Source organism: Arthrobacter sp. RIT-PI-e, assembly GCF_001187915.1.
GTDB lineage: Bacteria > Actinomycetota > Actinomycetes > Actinomycetales > Micrococcaceae > Arthrobacter_D.
Window position 1 is genome coordinate 1 of record NZ_LGIU01000039.1, and the last position, 18,801, is coordinate 18,801.

The following is an 18,801-nucleotide window of genomic DNA, read 5'->3' on the forward strand; positions in this document are numbered from 1 at the left end:
GAGCACGCTGGGTCATGAGGTGGAAGCCCGCCCTGAACGCGTTCGCGATCACCTTCGCAGGACGCTTCGAGAAGACCAACTACTAATGAAAACGCCGGACCCCACACACCGTTTATCGGACAGACCCTCGCGGGGCTGGATAACTTCGTCGCACTCGGTAGCGACCCGATTTTTTGGAGAAGCCTTGCCTTCACCGCTCAATGGGTCGTCGTCGAAGTCGCACTGCAATTCATCTTCGGTCTGGCCTTGGCCCTGCTCATCAACCGGACCTTCGTCGGCCGTGGGATGGCTCGTTCCCTCGTCTTCTCCCCCTGGGCTGTATCCGGGATCCTGACGACAACGATCTGGATCCTCATCTACAACCCCTCCACTGGCGTCGGACGCTACCTTGCTGACTTCGGTATCGGGGAGTACGGGGTGTCCCTTCTCGCCGGCGCTGATAGTGCCTTCTGGGCACTGGTCCTGGCCGAAATGTGGAAAGGAATCCCTTTCTTCGCCATCCTCATCCTGGCTGATCTGCAATCGGTATCCCTGGATCTTTATGAGTCCGCAGAAGTCGATGGAGCAGGAGCCTTCCGGAAGTTCTTCTCCATCACCTGGCCGCACATCAAGCAGGCCGTGATCATCGCGACCCTCCTTCGTGCCGTTTGGGAGTTCAACAACGTCGACCTCCTCTACACCATGACCGGAGGCGGGCCGGCCGGTTCAACCACCACTCTTCCTCTCTACGTCGCACAAACAGCGATCAACGACCGAGATTTCGGATACGGGTCGGCGCTTACCGTCGTCGCCTTCGTCATCCTCACCTTCTTCTCTCTCGTGTATCTGCGCATCACCAAATCGAAAGAGGACCAAAAATGACATCGTTGCTCTCGCGATCATCGACTTTCACCTCCTCTTTCAACACCGGAGCGCACCAACACCAACGCCCGCTCAGCCGGCTCAAAATAAAACAGCGGCGCATCGAGCGGATCGTGACATACGTTCCTCTGACCCTGTTCCTGATCTTCACGCTCGTCCCGTTCTACTGGATGCTCCTGTTCGCCTTCCGACCAACCGGATCGACATCGTTGGTGCCGTGGCCCATCACGTTCGATCACTTCGAGACCGTATGGAGCGGCTCAGGTTTCGGCATTTACTTCCAGAACAGCCTCTTCGTCGCAGGAATGAGCCTGCTCTGTTCGACAGTCATCGCCCTGCTCGGCGGTTATGCACTGGCCCGCTACAGCTTCAAGGGCAAAACCCTGTTCCTCGTCGCGATGCTGTGCACCCAGTTCGTCCCGGGCGCAATGATGCTCATCCCGCTCTTCGAGATATTCAACGCCGTCGGCCTGACGAACAGCCTGTGGAGCCTCATCATCGCCGACACGGTCTTCCAACTGCCGCTCTCCTTGATTCTGATGGCAGGATTCATCCGCAACGTCCCCGTCGAGCTCGAAGAAGCAGCCTGGGTCGATGGGTGCACCAGGATCAGAGCGTTCATCCTCGTTGTCCTCCCCCTACTGAAACCAGGCATCGTAGCCGTCGGATCCTTCGCCTTCATCAGCGCATGGAACAACTTCCTCTTCGCCATCATGTTCATCACCAGGCAGGACCAGTTCACCGTCCCTGTCGGACTTAGCTACCTACTGGGCGAGTTCGGCGCCGACTTCGGTGCACTGGCAGCAGGAGGCGTCATCGCCATCGTCCCCGTCGTCATCCTGTTCGCCTACGTGCAAAAATTCCTGGTCCAGGGCCTTAGCGCCGGCGCCGTCAAAGGGTGATAAAGACCGTCTCGAGAACCACCGAGGCCGATGCTCACTCCGTCCCCCTCACCGCGTCCGGCACCTCCACCGACCGAGACCAAGCAACTACCGAGGAAATCTCTATGACGACTACCTTCAGCCCCGTCATCACGGGCCAGTCCCTCATCGCCGGCCGAGCCGTCGAAGGGACCGCCGGTACCGCCCAAGCGCTCAACCCGGCCACCAATGAGAAGCTCGAACCGGCGATCACCCTGATCGACGACCGCCAGCTGGCTGAGGCGACCGCCGCCGCGGCCGCGGCATTCGATACCTACCGGGCGACGACACCCGCTGAGCGTGCCGCGTTCCTCGAGCGCATCGCCGACAACATCGACGCGCTCGGCGCCCCGCTCACCGAACGCGCCGTGCTCGAGACAGGTCTTCCCGCTGCCCGTATCGACGGAGAACGCGCCCGCACCGTGGGCCAGTTACGCCTCTTCGCCGGCGTCGTCCGACAAGGCGACCACCTCCAGGCACGGATCGACCCGGCACTGCCCGACCGTGCTCCCCTGCCTCGACTGGACATCCGCCAGCGCCACATCGGCCTCGGACCTGTTGCCGTTTTCGGTGCCAGCAACTTCCCCCTGGCCTTCTCCACTGGTGGAGGTGACACCGCTTCGGCCCTCGCAGCCGGTTGCCCCGTCATCGTCAAAGCCCACAACGCCCACCCCGGCACTGCGGAACTCGTCGGCCACGCGATCGTCCGCGCCGTCGAGGAATTCGGATTACCAGCTGGCGTTTTCTCCCTGATCTTCGGCGCCGGCACCTCCATCGGACAGGCCCTCGTCGCGGATCCGAACATCAAGGCTGTCGGTTTCACCGGCTCCCGTGGAGGCGGTACCGCTATCATGGCGACCGCTGCCGCCCGCCCCGAGCCGATCCCCGTCTACGCGGAGATGTCCTCTATCAACCCGGTCTTCGTCTTCCCGGGAGCGATCGAGGACGACATAGGGGCACTCGCCACGGGCCTGGTCGGGTCGCTGACCATGGGGGCGGGCCAGTTCTGCACGAACCCGGGCCTGGTCTTCGTCCCCAGCGGCACCCAGGGAGACGGGTTCGTTGCGGCCGCCTCGGAGGCACTGCGGGTAACGCAGGGTTCCACCATGCTTACCCGCGGTATCGCGGCGGCCTGCGGGGAAGGAGTGGCCAAGCTCCGGAATGAAGCCGACGTCACCGTCGTCGCCGAAGGCCAGCCCGGCCCGACCGAGAACGCACCAGGCGCCGTCCTGTTCAGTACGACGACGGACAGCTTCAGGGAGAACTTGCAGCTTCAGGAGGAAGTCTTCGGTGCGGCCGGGATCTTCGTCCGCTACAACAGCCAGGACGAGCTTCTCGCCTCGGCCGAAGCGCTGGAGGGCCAACTCACGGCGACCATCCACGCGACAGCATCGGACAACGCAACGATTGCACCCCTGTTGCCGGTCCTCGAGCGCAGGGTCGGACGGATCCTGTTCAATAGCTGGCCCACCGGTGTCGAGGTCGGCCCCGCCATGGTCCATGGCGGCCCGTTCCCGGCCACCTCGGATTCCCGCTCCACTTCTGTTGGATCACTGGCGATCATGCGGTTCCAACGACCGGTCAGCTACCAGAACATCCCCGACGAACTACTGCCGGCAGCCCTTCAGGAAGCCAACCCCTGGCACCTCAACCGCCGCATCAACGGACAGCAAACAGCCTCATAGAACAGGGGACGGGTCTGCTGCACGGATAGGTGACAGTTTCAAGTCACGCAGCCAGGGCGGCTGGCGTGTTCATGATGGTCTCGAACTCGACGGGCGTCAAACGTCCGAGGCGGGCCTGGCGTCGGCGCCGATGATAGGTCCGCTCGATCCAGGTCACGACCGCGGTGCGTAGTTGCTCACGGGTCGTCCAAGACCGGCGATCCAGGACGTTCTTCTGCAGCAAACTGAAGAAACTCTCCATCGCGGCATTATCTCCGCAGGATGCGACCCTGCCCATCGAACCAACCATCCGATGGTGGGTCAGAGCACGCAGGAACTTCCTGCTCCGAAATTGCGACCCTCGGTCGCTGTGAACCACGCAACCGGCAACATCACCACGACGAGCAACCGCACTCTCCAACGCATTCACCGCCAACCTGGACTTCATTCTCGAGTCGATCGAGTAACCGACGATCCGGTTCGAGAACACGTCCTTGACCGCGCAAACGTAGAGCTTCCCTTCTGCGGTTTTGTGCTCCGTGATATCGGTCAGCCAGAGCTGGTTCGGGGCATTTGCGGTGAACTCGTGCCGGACCCTGCCCTTTTCGTCGGTGACGGTGCAAAGGTCGTCGTGGACCGGAGGCCCGGGCTTCCGCCCGTTCTTCCCACGCTTCTTCCCGAACGCGGACCACCAGCCATTGGCCGCGCAGATCCGCCACGCAGTCCGGTCAGCCATCGCCTCCCCGGCGTCGCGGGCCTCATCCGCCAAGAGCCGGTGCCCGAACTCTGGGTCCTCACCATGAGCGTCGAAGAGTGCGTTCGCACGATGTGCCTCGACGACCTCGCTCTTCGTGATAGGTGCTGCCAGCCACCGGTAGTAGGGCTGACGAGAGAGCTTTAAGACCCGACACGTCACCGCCACGGGCACCCCGTCAGCGGCAAGCTCTTTCACGAGCGGGTAGAACCTTTTCCCGGCAGGTTCGCCTCACGACAAATACGCTGCCGCCCGCCGTAGAACCTCGTTCTCCTGCTCGAGCAGCCGCACCCGCTTCCGCAATTCGCGGTTCTCCACCGTCTCGCTGCGAGACTCACCAGGCGTCACGCCGTCGTCGGTCCCGGCGTTGCGTATCCATTTCGTGAGCGTCATCGGGTGAACACCGAAGTCCTTAGCGATCTGCTCGATCGTCACTCCGGACTCACGGTTCTTAGCAACGCGCACGACGTCGTCACGGAACTCACTTGGGTAAGGCTTTGGCACAACAACATCCTTCCAGGCCCACCTTCCGGCAAGCCAGATCAGATGTCACCTATCCGTGCAGCAGACCCGGAGGCCGTCGGTTCGACTCGTGTGGCCGTCTACCGACGCCTGACCATCGGGTCTGAAGAGAGACCTATGAACTCACGCCGAAGAACGGATGAGCTGGTAGTGGGCAGGAGCGGTGGGACACAGCGATAGAAGCTATGGAAGCGATCGTCCGTGTAGGTGGAGCGCTGTGTCGTACGGCGGGTTTCACCTCGGTGCCCGGATGTCATTGCCTGTTCAGGCTTATTTATTGCTCTTGACAACTGTGTGGAGGCGAACGGACGATGAAACCATTAAGGAAAGCGGTTTCCAGGATGTTGTGGCTGGGCGTGCTTTCCACCAGGACATCAAGGGAGATGGTTATGGTTTCGTTCGTTCGCCCACGAAGGTCTCGAGGAGCAGTGGGAGTAGCGGCGGTGGCGGCGGTTGCTGCGGCGACGCTTGTAAGTGTGCCGGCAGCCGCAGCACTACAGGACGCACCTGGGGGTGTACCTGGGGATGCGCTGGTGCGTCAGGTGGAGTACCTGGATCGCGCTCCGGTCGCGGTGACGACCGAGGGCGGTGTGTATGTCGGGTGGCGGATGCTGGGCCTGGATGCGGAGTCGATCGGTTTTCATGTTTATCGCGACGGTGTGCGGATCACGGACACCCCGGTCACGGGCAGCACGAACTTCCTCGACGTGGCAGGGACGGGTACGTCGGTGTACCGGGTGACTGCGTTGATGGACCACCGTGAGGTGACGGTGACTGAGGAGTTCACCCCGTGGGGTGAGCAGTCCCTGGACATCCCATTGCAGCGCCCGGCTGGTGGTACGACGCCGTCGGGTGAGGCGTACGAGTATGAGGCCAATGACGCGTCGGTGGGTGACGTGGATGGTGATGGTGAGTATGAGATCATCCTGAAGTGGAACCCCACGAATGCGAAGGACAACTCCCGCGCCGGCTACACCGGGAACGTCTATGTTGATGCGTACAAGCTCGACGGTACTCGGCTGTGGCAGATCGATTTGGGCCGCAATATCCGCGCCGGTGCCCATTACACCCAGTTCCAGGTCTTCGACTACGACGGTGACGGCCGCGCCGAGATCGCGATGAAGACCGCGGACGCCACGGTCGACGGCGCCGGCACTGTGATCGGTGACGCCGCGGCGGATCACCGCAACGCTGGCGGCTATGTGCTTACCGGGCCGGAGTATTTGACCGTGTTCGAGGGTGCGACGGGTGCGGCCCTGGACACTATCGACTACGTGCCGGAGCGCGGAACCCTGTCGTCCTGGGGGGATACGTACGGTAACCGGATGGATCGTTTCCTCGCCGGCACCGCCTACTTGAACGGCGAGAATCCCAGCATGATCTTCAGTCGCGGGTACTACACGAAGACGTACATTGCCGCGTTCGACTTCGTCGACGGGAAGATCCAGGAGCGCTGGTTGTTCGACTCCACCAAGGCCGGGAACCAGTACGCGGGTCAGGGCAATCACGAACTCTCCATCGCGGACGTCGACTCTGACGGGGCCGACGAGATCGTGTTCGGTTCCATGACGATCGATGATGACGGCACCCCGCTCTACACGACCGGTCTCGGCCACGGGGACGCGATGCACGTCACCGACCACATGCCGTGGCGTGACGGGCTCGAGGTGTACTCGGTGCACGAGAGCATGCCCAGCAGTGGTCAGCGGGCAGCGACGATGCGGGACGCGGCGACGGGGGAGATCCTCTGGTCGATCCCCGGGACCCGTGACACCGGTCGCGGCGCTGTAGGGGATATCGACCCGACCCATGAGGGCAACGAGGCGTGGGCGATCGGGGGGACCTACAAGTACAACTCGAAGATCGGCTCCCTCCGCGCAGCAGACGGTACAGATTTGGGTACGAGTATCCCGGCGGCGAACTTCCTCACCTGGTGGGACGGGGACCTGCTGCGGGAAATCACCGACCACGACTACACCGACCCGACGGAGATGGCCACCGGTGCGACGCCGACCATTTCGAAGTGGAACTGGGAGTCTAAGACCGAGGACCGGCTGCTCACCCTCGACGGCACCCTGACCGGTAACGGCACTAAGGGCAATCCTGTGCTGCAGGCTGATCTGTTCGGTGACTGGCGTGAGGAGCTCATCTACCGCACCGCTGACAACTCGGCGCTGCGCATCTTCACGACCACGGATGTCACCGAGCACCGGATCCGCACCCTCATGCACGACCCGGTGTACCGGCTTGGCGTGGCGTGGCAGAACACCGCCTACAACCAGCCCCCGCACACCAGCTTCTTCCTCGGGGAGGGAATGGATACCCCGCCGGCCCCGAGCATCGCCTACGTGAACGCCCCGGCGCCCGATGAGACAGCGCCGGTGGTGACAGGGATCAAGGACACCAAGGTCGGCGCCAAGCGCGGCCTCACCGTCGACGTCCAGGCAGAGGATCCAGAGTCGGGGATCCGCTCACTGAGCGTCATCTTCAACGGCACCGAGCTCACCGGGGTCAACGGCCGCTATGAGCTGCCCATTGCGGGTCTGAAGGGCAGCTTCGAACTCCGCGCGACCGCGGTGAACCACGCAGGCTTGGAAACCACCACCACAGCGGAAATCACGGTACGGCCGGGTAACGGCAAAGCCCACTAGAACAACAAGCACCCCAGCAGCTGAAGGTAGCTACGGGCGGTAGGACTCACGTCCTACCGCCCGTAGCTGTTTCCTACAGCAAGGGGCACAGGGGCATAGGTATCTCCCACAGGACGCTGTCCTGTGGGAGAGCCCGAGTACCTGGTGGATGCTCGTAGGACCCGTACGGTGACCTGCGTCTGTGTGTGTGGTCTGGGATGATTCACAGATGCCTGAGTCCGAGAGTTTCCAGCTTCACGCGTGGGTGGATGAGAGCATGCGTGGAGTCACCGGGGACCAGGGCATGTATCTTCTGGGGGCTGTGGTCGCTGATCCTGCCGAGTGCGAGCCGACGCGAGATGAGCTGCGCGCCGTCCTGCCCAAGGGTGCCAGGAAGCTGCACTGGACCGACATGGGGGAGCGTGAGAAGAAACAGGTCACCGGCCTGGTGTGCGGATTGGATGTTGCCCACATGGTGGTGATCGGGACACCACTGAATCTGAAGAAGCAGGAGAAAGCTCGAGCCAAGTGCATGGAGCGTCTGCTGTGGGAGCTCGGCGAGATGGGCGTGTCACGGGTGTTCCTCGAGCACCGCACACCGTCACTGAACAGCCGGGACATGAAGCTGGTGGACCAGTTGCGTGGCCGCCAGGCAATGCCGGCGAGTCTGCGCGTGGACATCGCGCAGCCCTCCACCGAGCCCATGTTGTGGATCCCGGATCAGATGCTCGGCGCCATGGGAGACGCCGAGACCAACGCAGACGGGTCGTGGCTGGAACTGTATAACGGTGCAGTGCACCGGATCGACATCGAGTTCTAGACAGCGCGAAGGCCAGGTCCCGCTAAACACGGGGGTCCTGGCCTCTACTTCTCAACTCTCCCAGCAGGAGAGGAGCTACCTCTAGTATCCCTCACCACAACCCGTGTGGATACCCATGCCCAGAAATTTTGCAGTGTGAACCGCCCTGGGACGGTCCTGTAGATGTCCAGTGAGTCCGAGGTCGGTTCAGGTGATGGGGCGGTGTGGGCGGTTTTATCCGCGGGAGGGGATGTATCCCCAGAGGATGCGTTGGGCTCGGTGCGGGAGTCGGTCGAAGGCTGGGCGCCATGATTGTGGCCAGCGCAGTGATGAGGCTTGGACGAGGTAGGCCAGGGGCGTCATGGGCTGTGGCATGGGTGTGAGGTCCAGGTCGGTGGGGGAGTACCGCCACATTCTGCCGTGGGCGTCTTCCAGGCGCAGGGTGATCGATGGCTCTGTCTCGAGCTGGCTTACGAGGGCGGCGGGGAGGTGTGTGGTGTATCGCTCACCGGGCCCTAGCCGTTTGACCCCGTGGGGTAGGAGCTGGGACGGGTCCAGGACGGTGATGTTGCGTACCTGGTGGTTGCCTGCGTTGACGATGGTCAGGTCCGCACCGGTGAGGAACCGGTGCCCGGGATTCTCGTCGAGTGCTTCGTATCGGTGGTCCAGGCGGGCTGAGACCAAACGGATATGAGTGCGTTGGCGCTGGATTTCCAGCCACGCCGGCGGGCCGCCCAGGACGAGGATCACGACGATCGAGGCAACCCCTGCGGTGAGAAACCAGTTCATCCCACCAGTACACCAAACCACACCCCCCAACTCACCCCCCCACCCCATCCCGCCCAGGTGAGGTAGCAGAAGGAGGGGTTGTTCTTCTGTGGCCGCACGTTCTGACTCCGACGGTCATCCTGGTCGGGGTTCCGGGTAGGGCTCTGGTGGACGCAAGGGCTCCAGCCCTGTCGACTTCAGCAACGTTGAGACAAGCAACCAGGAAAAGCTGTACTCGACGTTCTTGGCCCTGTCCCTTGTGGAGCTTTGGTATTAATGTTTTGCTACTACCATGTCGAGAATTCAAGCGCAGCAGGATGCACAGCTCACTAGGGCGGTTCTGCCTCTGCTGACGCTGACCCTCCTGGCTGATGAGGAGTCCTACGGCTATCAGCTCATCGAACGCCTCGCGGACTTGGGTCTGGAAGTGACGACCGGGCTGATGTACCCGTTGCTGAGCAGGCTTGAACGCGACGGGATGGTCAGTACCCGTATGGTCCCTTCGACCAGCGGTCCGCCGCGGAAGTACTTCGCCCTGACCGAGGACGGGCACACAACACGAGCATCCGTGAGGCAGCAATGGCAGATCGTCGCTACGGCCGTTGATCTAGCCACCGAGAAGGAGAACACCCCCCATGCCTGATACTGCTGTGACATCCCCGCCGGTCCGTCGTTCCCTGACAGAGAAACTACGAGCCGAGATGTACCTCGCCCTGCTCGACTGGCACCTCGAAGCGGTCCTGCTAGGCAAGGAACGCCGAGCGACCATCAAGGAACTCCGACAAGCCCTGGCCAATGACCCTCGGGACATGGACGCCAGTCTCCGGGACCTCGGCGCACCCAAGACACTGGCAGAGCAGTACGCCGTCGACGCACATCGCAGACCCTTGTGGTCCATCGGAGTGATCACCGCCGGCGCAGCTCTGCTGGTCTACTGGACGGTGTTCCTGTCCTACGTGTTCGGGATGCTCGCTGCTGTCGAATCCCTCGGCGCCGGCCACGCCAATGCCACGTTCTTCACCATCGAGGTCGGTGCGTTCTCCACCGCCGAAAGCTTCGGTATCAGCTGGACCGGCAACTGGGCCTGGCTCATCGTCCCGGCCATCATCGCCACACTAGCCTTCCTCCTCGGGGCCAGATCCTGGCGTGCATTCACCGGCGTAGCAGCCCCACGCTGAACCACGCTGAAGCACGCTCGCGCATCAACCACGAACTCAGGCGACAGGGCCACACTTCGTATAAGCGACCCTGGGTGTCCTTGGGAACTGCAACGACTGACACTTCGTTGCGGGATCCTTGATGGTGGTGGGGTTGATTGAGGTGTCCGACGTTGCCCGGTCGCGACGAAGTCAGGAGGCCGAATACTGGCCTGCGTGAACGTGGAGTTGGTGCAGCGCCGGGTTCAGGGTTGTTCCCTACTGGCAGGCCGCCGTGAGGTACCGGCCGAGGAGGATGATGCCGATGGCGGCGCCTCAGAGGATCAGGGGCTCAGCTTCTGAGCTCGTCCCGGTACACAAAGGACAGCCTTTGACCCGAGGTAAGTCCTAGGACCATGCGTCATCGCACAGCGCGGCCCCTGCCTGTGGCAGTCCGTGCTTTTCTACTGACGGCTCGCCCGATCGCGGTGTCGGCGTACGGCGGCCCTATTGGCGCACCGGACGGAACAGTAGCGCTGTCGGCCATTTCTTGTCGTGTCCACGATTACCTGTGTGCAGGGTTCCCCTGCGCAGCGCCCCAACCGGTGCATACCTCGTGTGACTAGGTGTAGTGAGGTCCCGACACCAATGACGGCCCGCAACACTTCTGGGAGTCTCTGTCCGTCGTCGCGGTAGTGCAGGTGCCAGCCTTCGCCGTCGTGGTCGGTCAGGCGGGGGTAGGCCGCTACCGTCGCCATCGAGTGATTCAGCAGCATGGCGCGGGTGTCCGCGGAGTTGGCGTCGACGACAGCAAGCCATTCATCGAGTACGGCGCGCACCGCGAAGTGATCACCGGTATGCGTGGGAAACCGCATTGTCATCCCGAATGTCCGCGTGCGGTCGATGATGCCCGCTCGGTTTGTCGGCCAGTCGTTTACCAGTGATGCCGCGAGCAGGACCGCATATTCGCCGTAAGGGTTGAGATGCATAAGGCAATTACATCATCGTAGGAGCATGAGCCTTTCTTTACGTCACGACCTCGAGTGCCCGGATCGGACAGGTATCGCCCATGAGCATGGGTGGACGGTCGAATCGACGCATCCCACGTCGGAGGGGTGGATCCTCTACGTGCGGTGCCCCACCTGCCACATCCGCCGGGTCGATCTACAGCCGACGGCGACATGCTCGCCTGGCCCCGTAAGCCGGGCGATCCAGGGCGGGCAGACGCCTCCACGCCGGCGACCTGACCGCAGGTCGTGAGCGCACCCAGCTTCCCGCGGGGCCAGACCGCAAAGTACAACCGGTCAAAGCACGGTGATCCCGGCTAATCGATGTACTCCCGGAAAGCAGATCGGCCGTCGGGGGTACCTCAACCAGTCGAAGCCGCCGCATTTGGTTAAGAAGTATGGATGCAAGACGCCTCATCACCGCTCTGGGAGTATTCGACGGGTGTCTCGATAAAGATGCCGGAGACAGGCGCGCAGGAGTGCCTCGGGGCGGTGCGCCCCTAAGAGTACTTGCCATTTGCCCTCGACGTGCAAATTCCTACAGCGCCGCTTCCCTCTAAGTCAATAACTCCTGGTGGGTGAGTGGTCGCTTTTTTTAATTCCTAGGTGATACCCAGCAGTCACGCCATAATGTCAGTATCAGTGGGCCGAGTGAACTACTTACGAGGGGCATTTTATTTACTCTGACGCCGGTTCGCTTGTCTGATTTTTAGGTGCAGGGGGGAGTAAGAATGCTGTTCTCTTACTGCCCCGTTATCACGATGTCGTGTTGTCGGAGGGTCATTGAACGTTTGTCAGGATGTTTGGAGGTCTAGGCGTCTGGCGTCGATGGATGAGGAGACTGCCGCGCCCAGGAGTAGGAGTCGCATGGTGCGTTCTGTTGCTTCGATGAGGAGTTGTTCGCCATTGGCTACGGCGTCTTCGAGGTTCATGGGGATGGTCATGATGGAGGCGATGGCGTCGATGCCGATGTCATGGACGTTTGGTGCGCCTTTACCCAGCGACCCGGCTAGGGCTAGGACGGGAACGCCTGCGAGCTGTGCTCTGCGTGCGATGACCGCGGGTACTTTGCCGTTGGGTGTTTGGAAGTCGATGGCGCCCTCGGCGGTGATCACGAGGTCTGCTTTTTGCATGAGCGCATCGAGATCAAGGCCTGCGAGTCCGCTGTCGATGAGAGCTTCGAAGCGCGGTGTTAGTGTCGCGCCCAGGGCGGCGAGTCCTGCGCCGAGGCCTCCTGAGGCTCCCGTGCCCGGGCCGCAGCGGTAGTCGAACCGGGTCGCCAAGCCGTCACGCCCGAGTACGCGGGCCCATTGGCGCATGGCTTTGGCAAGTTCCTCTACCTGGTCTGGGGAGGCTCCTTTTTGCGGGCCGAAGACCCGTGCTACGCCTTTCTTGCCGCAGAGGACGTTGTGTTGGTTGCAGGCCACGATCAGGGTGGTTTCCCGTACGGCGGGGTGCAGGTCGGAGAGGTCGAGCCGATCGGCGTTGATGAGCGCGGAACCGCCGAGAGGCAGGACGCGGCCTTTGCTGTCGAGGACCCGGGCGCCTAAGGCCTGCAGGGCACCGGCGCCGCCATCGCTCGTTCCGGAGTCACCGCACCCGATGATGATCGTGCGGATGCCTTCGTCGAGGGCGGCGCGGATGAGTTCGCCCACCCCATAAGTGGTGGTGGCTCCCGGGTCACGGAGCTTGCGCGGGACCAGGCGCAGTCCGGCTGCTGCGGCCATTTCGATCACGGCCGTGCCGGTGGCGCTGCCGCCGAGCCTGGCGAAGTGGGATTCGACGGGCTTGCCTACTGGGCCGGTGACGTTCACGGGGACCAGCACGCCGCCGGTTGCTGCGGCGAGGGTCGTTGCGGTGCCCTCTCCGCCATCGGCAATGGGCACGGCTGTGATCTGCACGCCGGGCAGGACGCGCCGCACGCCGGCGGCGATCGAGCGGGCCACGGTCTCGGCGCTCAGGGATTCCTTGAAGCCGCTCGGGGCGATGAGTACGCGCTGGGGGACTGCCATGGTGGTTCTCCTTCGGATGAGCCGGTCGGGGATCTACGGTCGGGGATCTATGGTGTGGGGTACGCGGTTCGGGGTCTGTGGTGCGGGTGTCAGGGGAAGAGCGGCAGGCCAAGATGTGGCCAGATCAGGAAGCTGAAGAGCAGGACAAGAACGACATTGACCGGTGCCAGGAGCGAGGACAGGCGCAGGAGGTCCTTAGGCGTGTAGGTTTCGATGCCGTCCACTGCGGCGAACATCGCCACCGGTTTCGCTGAGCTCGTCAGTGTGTGGCAGAAACCGGCTGCGGCGGTCGAGGCGAAGGCTGCGGCCACCGGGTCGACGCCCACAGCGGGTGAGAGGGCGATCACGATGGGGATCAGCACGGCCGAGCGTGCTGATCTGCTTTGGATGACCAGGTGGGCGAAGGTGGACAGCAGCACGACGAGGACCACGAACAGGGGCGCCGCGGCCGCCCCCAGTGACCGGATCGGCTCCAAAGCACCGCTTGCCAACCACTGGGCTGCACCTGTGGAGACCAGGGCGTTACCGAGGGCGAGTGTCGCGGCCATGAACAGTAGCAGCGACCACGGCACGGACTTGAGCCCTTTGGCCAGCTCCACCGAGCCGTAGCTCGGTGATGCTGCAATCAACGCCCCGATCAGTGCCACGAGGGCTGGGTCCAGTCCGTGCAAGGGCTCGGTGCACCACAGCACGACGACGGCGCCGAGTAGGAGAGCGGCACGTGACTCGGCGACGGTCAGAGGGCCGGTGACGGGGGTGGCCGAGTGTTCCTCGAGGTCCCTGGCGCTGATGGTCAGGCGCTCGGCGCGATCAGCAACCGAGGTGAACATGCGCAGCACGATCTCCGCGCAGATGTGTGAGGCGACCAGTGCCAGCGGAAGGCCGAGGAGGAGCCAGGTGGCGAAGTCGAAGCTCTCGCCCGTCGCCGTTTCGAGGATCTGGCTCGTGATCAGGTGCGCTCCGGCACCGAGGAAGGATCCGACGGCCGAGAGCAGGATGACTGAGGGAAAGAGGATCGCCAGGGCTTTGATCAGGGCTTTTCGCCCCATCAGGGCGTGTCGTAGGGCGAGGAAGACCGGCAGTGCCAGGGCGGCACGGCCGGAAGTCGAGGGGACCGCGAAGGTGGTGACGACGAGGGCGAGGGTTGTCAGGTGCGCGAGCTGACGCGGCGTCGTTGCACCTGTGATGATGAAGGCCGCTCCGCGGTTGGCGAGCCCCGAGGCTCGTACCCCGGCCGCGATCACGAAAGCGGCCAGCAGAAGCCAGATCGTCTCCTCACCCAGGGTCGAGAAGAGGGAGGCGGTATCCATTGTTCCCGTGAGGACCAGGACGGTCGCCGCGCCCAGCGCGATATAGGTGTCATCAATGGCGGTGAAGATCCAGAACCACACGGCCAGGACGAAGACCATCAGCGTCACCGCGCCCTGCGGGGAAAGCCCGGTACCGGGCTGCTGGGCGGCGAGGATCACACCTGCAGCGACAGCGAGGCCGACCACGGCGGCCACCGCTCGGACGAGGACTGCCCGGCGGGCGGGGCCCCTGGTGTCGGCGGTGGACGAAGGTGTGGCGCCGGGGGTGCCCGTTGCGCGCGGCGGGGGTGTGGTGGTGTGTTCGATCATGCTCATGGCAGTCGGTATCCTGCTCCCCTGATCGTTTCGATGCGTGCGGCGCCGATCTTGCCGCGCAGGGCACGCACGTAGACATCGACCACGTTCGAGCCGGGATCGAAGTTGTAGCCCCATACGTGGTTCAGCAGCTGCTCGCGGGAGATGACGCGGTCCGGGTTGCGCAGGAAGACTTCCAGGATCGAGAACTCGCGGGCCGTCAGCTCGATGATGTCGTCATTGATCCGCACGCGCCGGGAGTGAAGGTCGAGGGACAAGCCGCCGTGCTCGAGCATGGCGCCGGTCGTCATCGGAACGCGGTCCGTGAGGCGCAGTCGGATCCTGGCGATGAGCTCGGCGACGTGGAAAGGTTTGGTGACGTAATCGTTCGCGCCACCTTCCAGCCCGGCCACCGTATCCAGGGCACTGTCCCTGGCGGTCAGGACGATCACCGGTGTCGATACTCCCTCGCCCCTGATCTGGGCGAGGACCTCGAAACCGTCCAGCAGTGGCAGGCCGATGTCGAGGATGATCAGGTCGAAGCCTGCCGCGCGTGCCAGGAAGAGCGCGGTCTCACCGTCGGTGGCATGCTCGGTCGAGTAACCGGCGGCCTGCAGGCCTTTCTGTACGAAGGATGCGACCTGGGGATCGTCCTCGGCGACCAGGATGCGGCTCATGGTGCTCCTTGCGGTGTGGTGCTCCCGGTGACCGGTAGCGAGGCGGTGATGGGCGTCGAGCCGTGGTGACGCTTGGCGCTGTCACCGGCCGGACGCGCCGTGGGTGGTGTGAGTGGACGGGACGCAGGCTCCATTCCGGGGCGGGTCGTGGTGTTCTCCGGCGCGGGTAGGAGCAGCCCGAATATCGCGCCGTGGCCGGGTTCGCTGCGGACCCAGGCAGAGCCGTCGTGACCATCGGCGATGGCCCGGACGATTGCCAGCCCGAGTCCGGCGCCGCCTCTCTGTCCGGTACTGTGCCTGTCGGCCGGTAGGGCGTTGGCCGATCCGTGCTCGAACCGTTCGAAGATCACGGCGGCTTCTTCCTTGGTGACGCCGGGCCCGGCGTCCTGGACCCAGATGCGCAGCTGCCGGTCGGCTCCCATACCTTCGAAGGCGGAACCGATCTTGATGTCGGAACCCTCGGGGGTGTACTGCACCGCGTTGGCTCCGAGCTGGAGTACCGCCTGTGTGATTCGTTGACCATCAAGGCTGACTACACCCTCGGCGACCTCCATGAGCAGCCAACGCCGGTCACCGAGGGCCTGCATTTTTGATTCGAGGTCCAGCATCAGGCCGGCGACGTCCACCGGTGTTGGTTGGACGAAGTCCGGTCGTTCGGCTTTTACCAGCAGCAGGAGATCGGACACGATCCGGGCCATGCGGGAGAGCTCGCCGTCAACGAGGCTCAGGGTCGCGGCGCGACTGGCCGGCTCATCGTCGATGAGCTCCAGGTGTCCGCGGATCACGGTGATCGGTGTCCGTAGCTCGTGGCTGGCGTCATCGATGAAGTTCCGCTGCGTCACGTAGGCGTGCTCGAGCCGGTCCAGCATGTCATTGAAGGTGGAGGCCAAGGCTGCGACGTCGTCGCGCCCCTGCACCGGCACTCGGGCGGTGAGGTCGGATTCGGTGATCTCGGCGGCCACGCGCCGCACATCCCTGATGGGCCGAAGAATCTGTCCAGCTACGAGCCAGGCGATACCAGCGGTGAACAGCAGCCCACCGAGCGCCACGAAGAAAATAACGGTCACCGTCTCTTGGACCTGTTCGTATCCGCCGCGTGTGAACGCGGCGACAATGAGCGTCCCGTCCTGGGTGCCGGCTTCCACCTCCACCTTGCCCCAGCGCATGGTACCGGCGGCGGTCTCCCGGACACCTGAGGCGGCAGGATCTTCACGAATCTCCTGCAGCAGAGCCGTGTCGGCGGTCAGACGGTAGTCCTCGTCATTACCGCGCCCGGATGAGCCCAGGTACAGCACCTCGTCACCGGTAACACCGAGAATCACCTCCCCGGCTGACGCGTTCTGGCGCGACAGGTACCGCTCGAGCAGCTCACTGACAGAGGTGTACGGCTGCGCGGTCAAAGGATCCACGGCCTCACTGGCGAACGTGGTGAATTCCTGGATCTCCTGCACCACGTCGTCGTTGGCATCCCGGTCGACCCCCGCGATCAGCAGGGATCGAACAGTGACGAGCAGTGCTGTCAACGCCAACGCCGTGGTGAGGACGATCCACCCGACGATGCGCCAACGCGCGGACACCGACGACCCGCCAAGAGGCTTGGGATTCCGTGTCGCAGCGGGCGAATCAAGTATCGGGGCAGAAGAATGGGCAGCACCTGAGTCGGCTGCCATCAGTCCTCCCCGCCCACGCCAGCATCGTCATCGTCATCGAACTCCACGCCATCGTCCCCGTCCCCGTCCCCTGCCCAATCATCATCGTCAGCATCGTCATCGCCGAGAACCTGCCGTTCCACCAAGCCGGGAGTTTCCTGCTGCGGGGGAGCGACAGGCGCAGGAGCGGGCGCTGGTGCGGGAACCGGTATGTCCGGTGATGGAGCTGGCTGAGGTGAAACGGACTGGCTCGGAGCCGGTTCCGGAGAGGACGGCACGGCCAGCTCGTCCGTAGGCGATCCAGATTCAGGCGGCGTTGTAGCTGCACTGCCCTCGACCTTGGATCCTTGCTCGGTGGTGCGGGCGAGATCCACGACCACCGTCTGCGGTTCCACTGGTGGCACCTCGGCCGGCCGGCTTAGGGCTGCACTACCCACCGCAAGAAGGGCAGGGACTGCCAGTAGCCCGCCTGCGGCCAGAACTCGGGAAATGAGGGACATCGGGGACTCCTGGAACATCATGTGTTGGACACGTGCTGGCGATGAGGCGGATGCTGGAAACCCGTAGCAGCGGGGGCTTTAGTGCCACCACCTACTGTTACGCACCCCCGTGATACCTCCATGAAGCACAGATGAGAATTTCTTCATCCAACACCTGCAGGTGCTGCCCTGATCAAAGAACGTCTCCCCCTAATGGGGACTGTCCGATAAAGGGTGCGTGGGGTCGGGTATCTGTGATGTCTCAAGACATCGTTTTTCTGACAGTCCCGTATGAGAGCGGCAAAGAACATAAGGGGATTCAAGTCGTTCACTGATAGGGCCCGTGCGGTGCGGCGGTGGTAGAACTGGGTATGGCTATTGACGCGTTTGAACCGCACCCGCTTGTCCGTTTGCTGGGCAAGTCCTCCTCCGAGTTCACCGGTACCGATCTGGTGCGGGCGGTGGAGGAGCTGGGGTTGTCCCAGGTGAACTTGCGCTATGTCGGCGGGGACGGGCGTTTGAAGACTTTGGCTTTCCCGATCAATTCGCGCGAGCACCTTCTGGAGGTGCTGACCCGGGGTGAGCGGGTGGATGGTTCGAGTGTCTTCTCCGGGACCGATACCGGTAGCAGTGATGTGTACATCGTTCCGCGCCACCGCACCGCTTTCCTCAATCCTTTCGGGGAGCGGCAGTCCCTGGATGTGCTGTGTTCCTTCTACGACGCCGACGGCAAGCCGTTGGCGTACGCGCGTGAGCAGATCGTGCGGCGCGCCGCAGAAGCGCTGACAGGCGAAACCGGGATGAGGTTGGAGGCTTTCGGGGAGCTGGAGTACTACCTCGTCGATAAGCCCGAACGGATCTACCCTGTCGAGGAAGAGCGCGGCTATCAGGAGTCCGGCCCGTTCTCCAAGGGTCAGCGGGTCCGGGAGCAGGTGCTGGGCCATTTGTGCGCTATGGGGGTGGTGTTAAAGTATGCCCACGGTGAGGTCGGGAACATCCTCGAAGATGACCGGCAACTGGTGCAGCACGAGATCGAACTCCAGCCCGTCCCCGTGGAACAGGCCGCCGATAACCTTGTCCTGGCAAAGTGGGTGGTGCGCGAGGTCGCCTACAGTCACGGTCTGGAGGTTTCCTTCGCCCCCTTGGTCAGTGGTGAAGGAGCAGGGAACGGTCTACACATCCACAGCCGGCTGTGGGGTTAACCTCTGTTGGTGGACACCTGAAGTAGCGGGATTTTGGGATTCTGCGGGAAGGTGTTCCTGTGAGCACGACACGACGTAAATTCACTCCGGAGTATCGGCGGGAGGCTGCGCGCCTTG

General features: G+C 63.2%; 15 protein-coding genes and 1 pseudogene. 9 read left to right on the forward strand and 7 right to left on the reverse strand.

The features are described 5' to 3' along the window. Positions 1-240 precede the first annotated feature (240 nt). The 3 genes from AC792_RS03650 (at position 241) to AC792_RS03660 (ending at position 3,466) form a co-directional block, all read left to right on the forward strand. The gene (locus AC792_RS03650; protein WP_268753336.1) at positions 241-861 is read left to right on the forward strand and encodes a carbohydrate ABC transporter permease; all 621 of its coding nucleotides are present in this window, start codon (positions 241-243) and stop codon (positions 859-861) included. Next, entirely contained in the window at positions 858-1,763 is a 906-nt protein-coding gene (locus AC792_RS03655) for a carbohydrate ABC transporter permease (RefSeq protein ID WP_049829228.1), read from the forward strand. Before AC792_RS03650 ends, AC792_RS03655 begins: the two co-directional genes overlap by 4 nt. Positions 1,764-1,867: 104 nt before the next feature. After that, positions 1,868-3,466, forward strand: coding sequence for an aldehyde dehydrogenase (NADP(+)) (locus AC792_RS03660; RefSeq protein ID WP_049829229.1), 1,599 nt, complete (start codon positions 1,868-1,870; stop codon positions 3,464-3,466). 43 nt (positions 3,467-3,509) lie between these two features. Here the strand turns inward: AC792_RS03660 and AC792_RS03665 are convergent. After that, positions 3,510-4,703: pseudogene (locus AC792_RS03665) on the reverse strand (IS3 family transposase). Between the two features lie 401 nt (positions 4,704-5,104). Between AC792_RS03665 and AC792_RS03675 the strand changes: the two are divergent. Continuing rightward, complete coding sequence (locus tag AC792_RS03675) at positions 5,105-7,372, forward strand: rhamnogalacturonan lyase (protein ID WP_442853596.1); 2,268 nt, start codon at positions 5,105-5,107, stop codon at positions 7,370-7,372. Between the two features lie 208 nt (positions 7,373-7,580). Beyond that, positions 7,581-8,171, forward strand: coding sequence for a hypothetical protein (locus AC792_RS03680; protein ID WP_049829231.1), 591 nt, complete (start codon positions 7,581-7,583; stop codon positions 8,169-8,171). A 213-nt stretch (positions 8,172-8,384) separates the two neighbouring features. On the opposite strand, the gene AC792_RS03685 is transcribed toward AC792_RS03680, so the two are convergent. Then, positions 8,385-8,939, reverse strand: a complete 555-nt coding sequence (locus tag AC792_RS03685) for a hypothetical protein (protein WP_152916001.1) — start codon at positions 8,937-8,939, stop codon at positions 8,385-8,387. Positions 8,940-9,210: 271 nt separating this feature from the next. Here AC792_RS03685 and AC792_RS03690 point away from each other — a divergent pair, with 271 nt between their 5' ends. Together AC792_RS03690 and AC792_RS03695 are read left to right on the forward strand one after the other, a co-directional pair. Beyond that, positions 9,211-9,561, forward strand: a complete 351-nt coding sequence (locus AC792_RS03690; RefSeq protein ID WP_049829233.1) for a PadR family transcriptional regulator — start codon at positions 9,211-9,213, stop codon at positions 9,559-9,561. Further along, the gene (locus AC792_RS03695; protein WP_049829234.1) at positions 9,554-10,096 is read left to right on the forward strand and encodes a hypothetical protein; all 543 of its coding nucleotides are present in this window, start codon (positions 9,554-9,556) and stop codon (positions 10,094-10,096) included. Before AC792_RS03690 ends, AC792_RS03695 begins: the two co-directional genes overlap by 8 nt. A 422-nt stretch (positions 10,097-10,518) precedes the next feature. Here AC792_RS03695 and AC792_RS16095 read toward each other — a convergent pair whose 3' ends face one another. From AC792_RS16095 to AC792_RS03715, 5 genes are all read right to left on the reverse strand, one after another. Continuing rightward, the gene (locus AC792_RS16095) at positions 10,519-11,043 is read right to left on the reverse strand and encodes a CGNR zinc finger domain-containing protein (RefSeq protein ID WP_082177364.1); all 525 of its coding nucleotides are present in this window, start codon (positions 11,041-11,043) and stop codon (positions 10,519-10,521) included. 812 nt (positions 11,044-11,855) lie between these two features. Further along, a complete protein-coding gene (locus AC792_RS03700) occupies positions 11,856-13,073 on the reverse strand; it encodes a glycerate kinase family protein (protein ID WP_049829235.1) in 1,218 nt (405 codons plus the stop codon). An 89-nt stretch (positions 13,074-13,162) separates the two neighbouring features. Next, a complete protein-coding gene (locus AC792_RS03705) occupies positions 13,163-14,698 on the reverse strand; it encodes an SLC13 family permease (protein ID WP_049829236.1) in 1,536 nt (511 codons plus the stop codon). Beyond that, positions 14,695-15,354, reverse strand: a complete 660-nt coding sequence (locus AC792_RS03710) for a response regulator transcription factor (RefSeq protein ID WP_049829237.1) — start codon at positions 15,352-15,354, stop codon at positions 14,695-14,697. Before AC792_RS03710 ends, AC792_RS03705 begins: the two co-directional genes overlap by 4 nt. Continuing rightward, positions 15,351-16,931: a sensor histidine kinase gene (locus AC792_RS03715; protein ID WP_200903354.1), complete on the reverse strand. Its 1,581-nt coding sequence runs from the start codon at positions 16,929-16,931 to the stop codon at positions 15,351-15,353. The genes AC792_RS03710 and AC792_RS03715 overlap by 4 nt, the downstream gene beginning before the upstream one ends. A 29-nt stretch (positions 16,932-16,960) precedes the next feature. Between AC792_RS03715 and AC792_RS17410 the strand changes: the two genes are divergently transcribed. Both AC792_RS17410 and AC792_RS03720 read left to right on the forward strand, forming a co-directional pair. After that, positions 16,961-17,224: a hypothetical protein gene (locus tag AC792_RS17410; RefSeq protein WP_162490388.1), complete on the forward strand. Its 264-nt coding sequence runs from the start codon at positions 16,961-16,963 to the stop codon at positions 17,222-17,224. A gap of 629 nt (positions 17,225-17,853) precedes the next feature. After that, positions 17,854-18,684: a glutamine synthetase beta-grasp domain-containing protein gene (locus tag AC792_RS03720; protein WP_200903355.1), complete on the forward strand. Its 831-nt coding sequence runs from the start codon at positions 17,854-17,856 to the stop codon at positions 18,682-18,684. The last annotated feature ends 117 nt before the right edge of the window (positions 18,685-18,801 follow it).

Bases quoted from the DNA above. Each gene is read 5' to 3' on its own strand.
- AC792_RS03655 (WP_049829228.1), top strand. From the start codon at position 858: ATGACATCGTTGCTCTCGCGATCATCGACTTTCACCTCCTCTTTCAAC.
- AC792_RS03660 (WP_049829229.1), top strand. From the start codon at position 1,868: ATGACGACTACCTTCAGCCCCGTCATCACGGGCCAGTCCCTCATCGCC.
- AC792_RS03675 (WP_442853596.1), top strand. From the start codon at position 5,105: ATGGTTATGGTTTCGTTCGTTCGCCCACGAAGGTCTCGAGGAGCAGTG.
- AC792_RS03680 (WP_049829231.1), top strand. From the start codon at position 7,581: ATGCCTGAGTCCGAGAGTTTCCAGCTTCACGCGTGGGTGGATGAGAGC.
- AC792_RS03685 (WP_152916001.1), bottom strand. From the start codon at position 8,939: ATGAACTGGTTTCTCACCGCAGGGGTTGCCTCGATCGTCGTGATCCTC.
- AC792_RS03690 (WP_049829233.1), top strand. From the start codon at position 9,211: ATGTCGAGAATTCAAGCGCAGCAGGATGCACAGCTCACTAGGGCGGTT.
- AC792_RS03695 (WP_049829234.1), top strand. From the start codon at position 9,554: ATGCCTGATACTGCTGTGACATCCCCGCCGGTCCGTCGTTCCCTGACA.
- AC792_RS16095 (WP_082177364.1), bottom strand. From the start codon at position 11,043: ATGCATCTCAACCCTTACGGCGAATATGCGGTCCTGCTCGCGGCATCA.
- AC792_RS03700 (WP_049829235.1), bottom strand. From the start codon at position 13,073: ATGGCAGTCCCCCAGCGCGTACTCATCGCCCCGAGCGGCTTCAAGGAA.
- AC792_RS03705 (WP_049829236.1), bottom strand. From the start codon at position 14,698: ATGAGCATGATCGAACACACCACCACACCCCCGCCGCGCGCAACGGGC.
- AC792_RS03710 (WP_049829237.1), bottom strand. From the start codon at position 15,354: ATGAGCCGCATCCTGGTCGCCGAGGACGATCCCCAGGTCGCATCCTTC.
- AC792_RS03720 (WP_200903355.1), top strand. From the start codon at position 17,854: ATGGCTATTGACGCGTTTGAACCGCACCCGCTTGTCCGTTTGCTGGGC.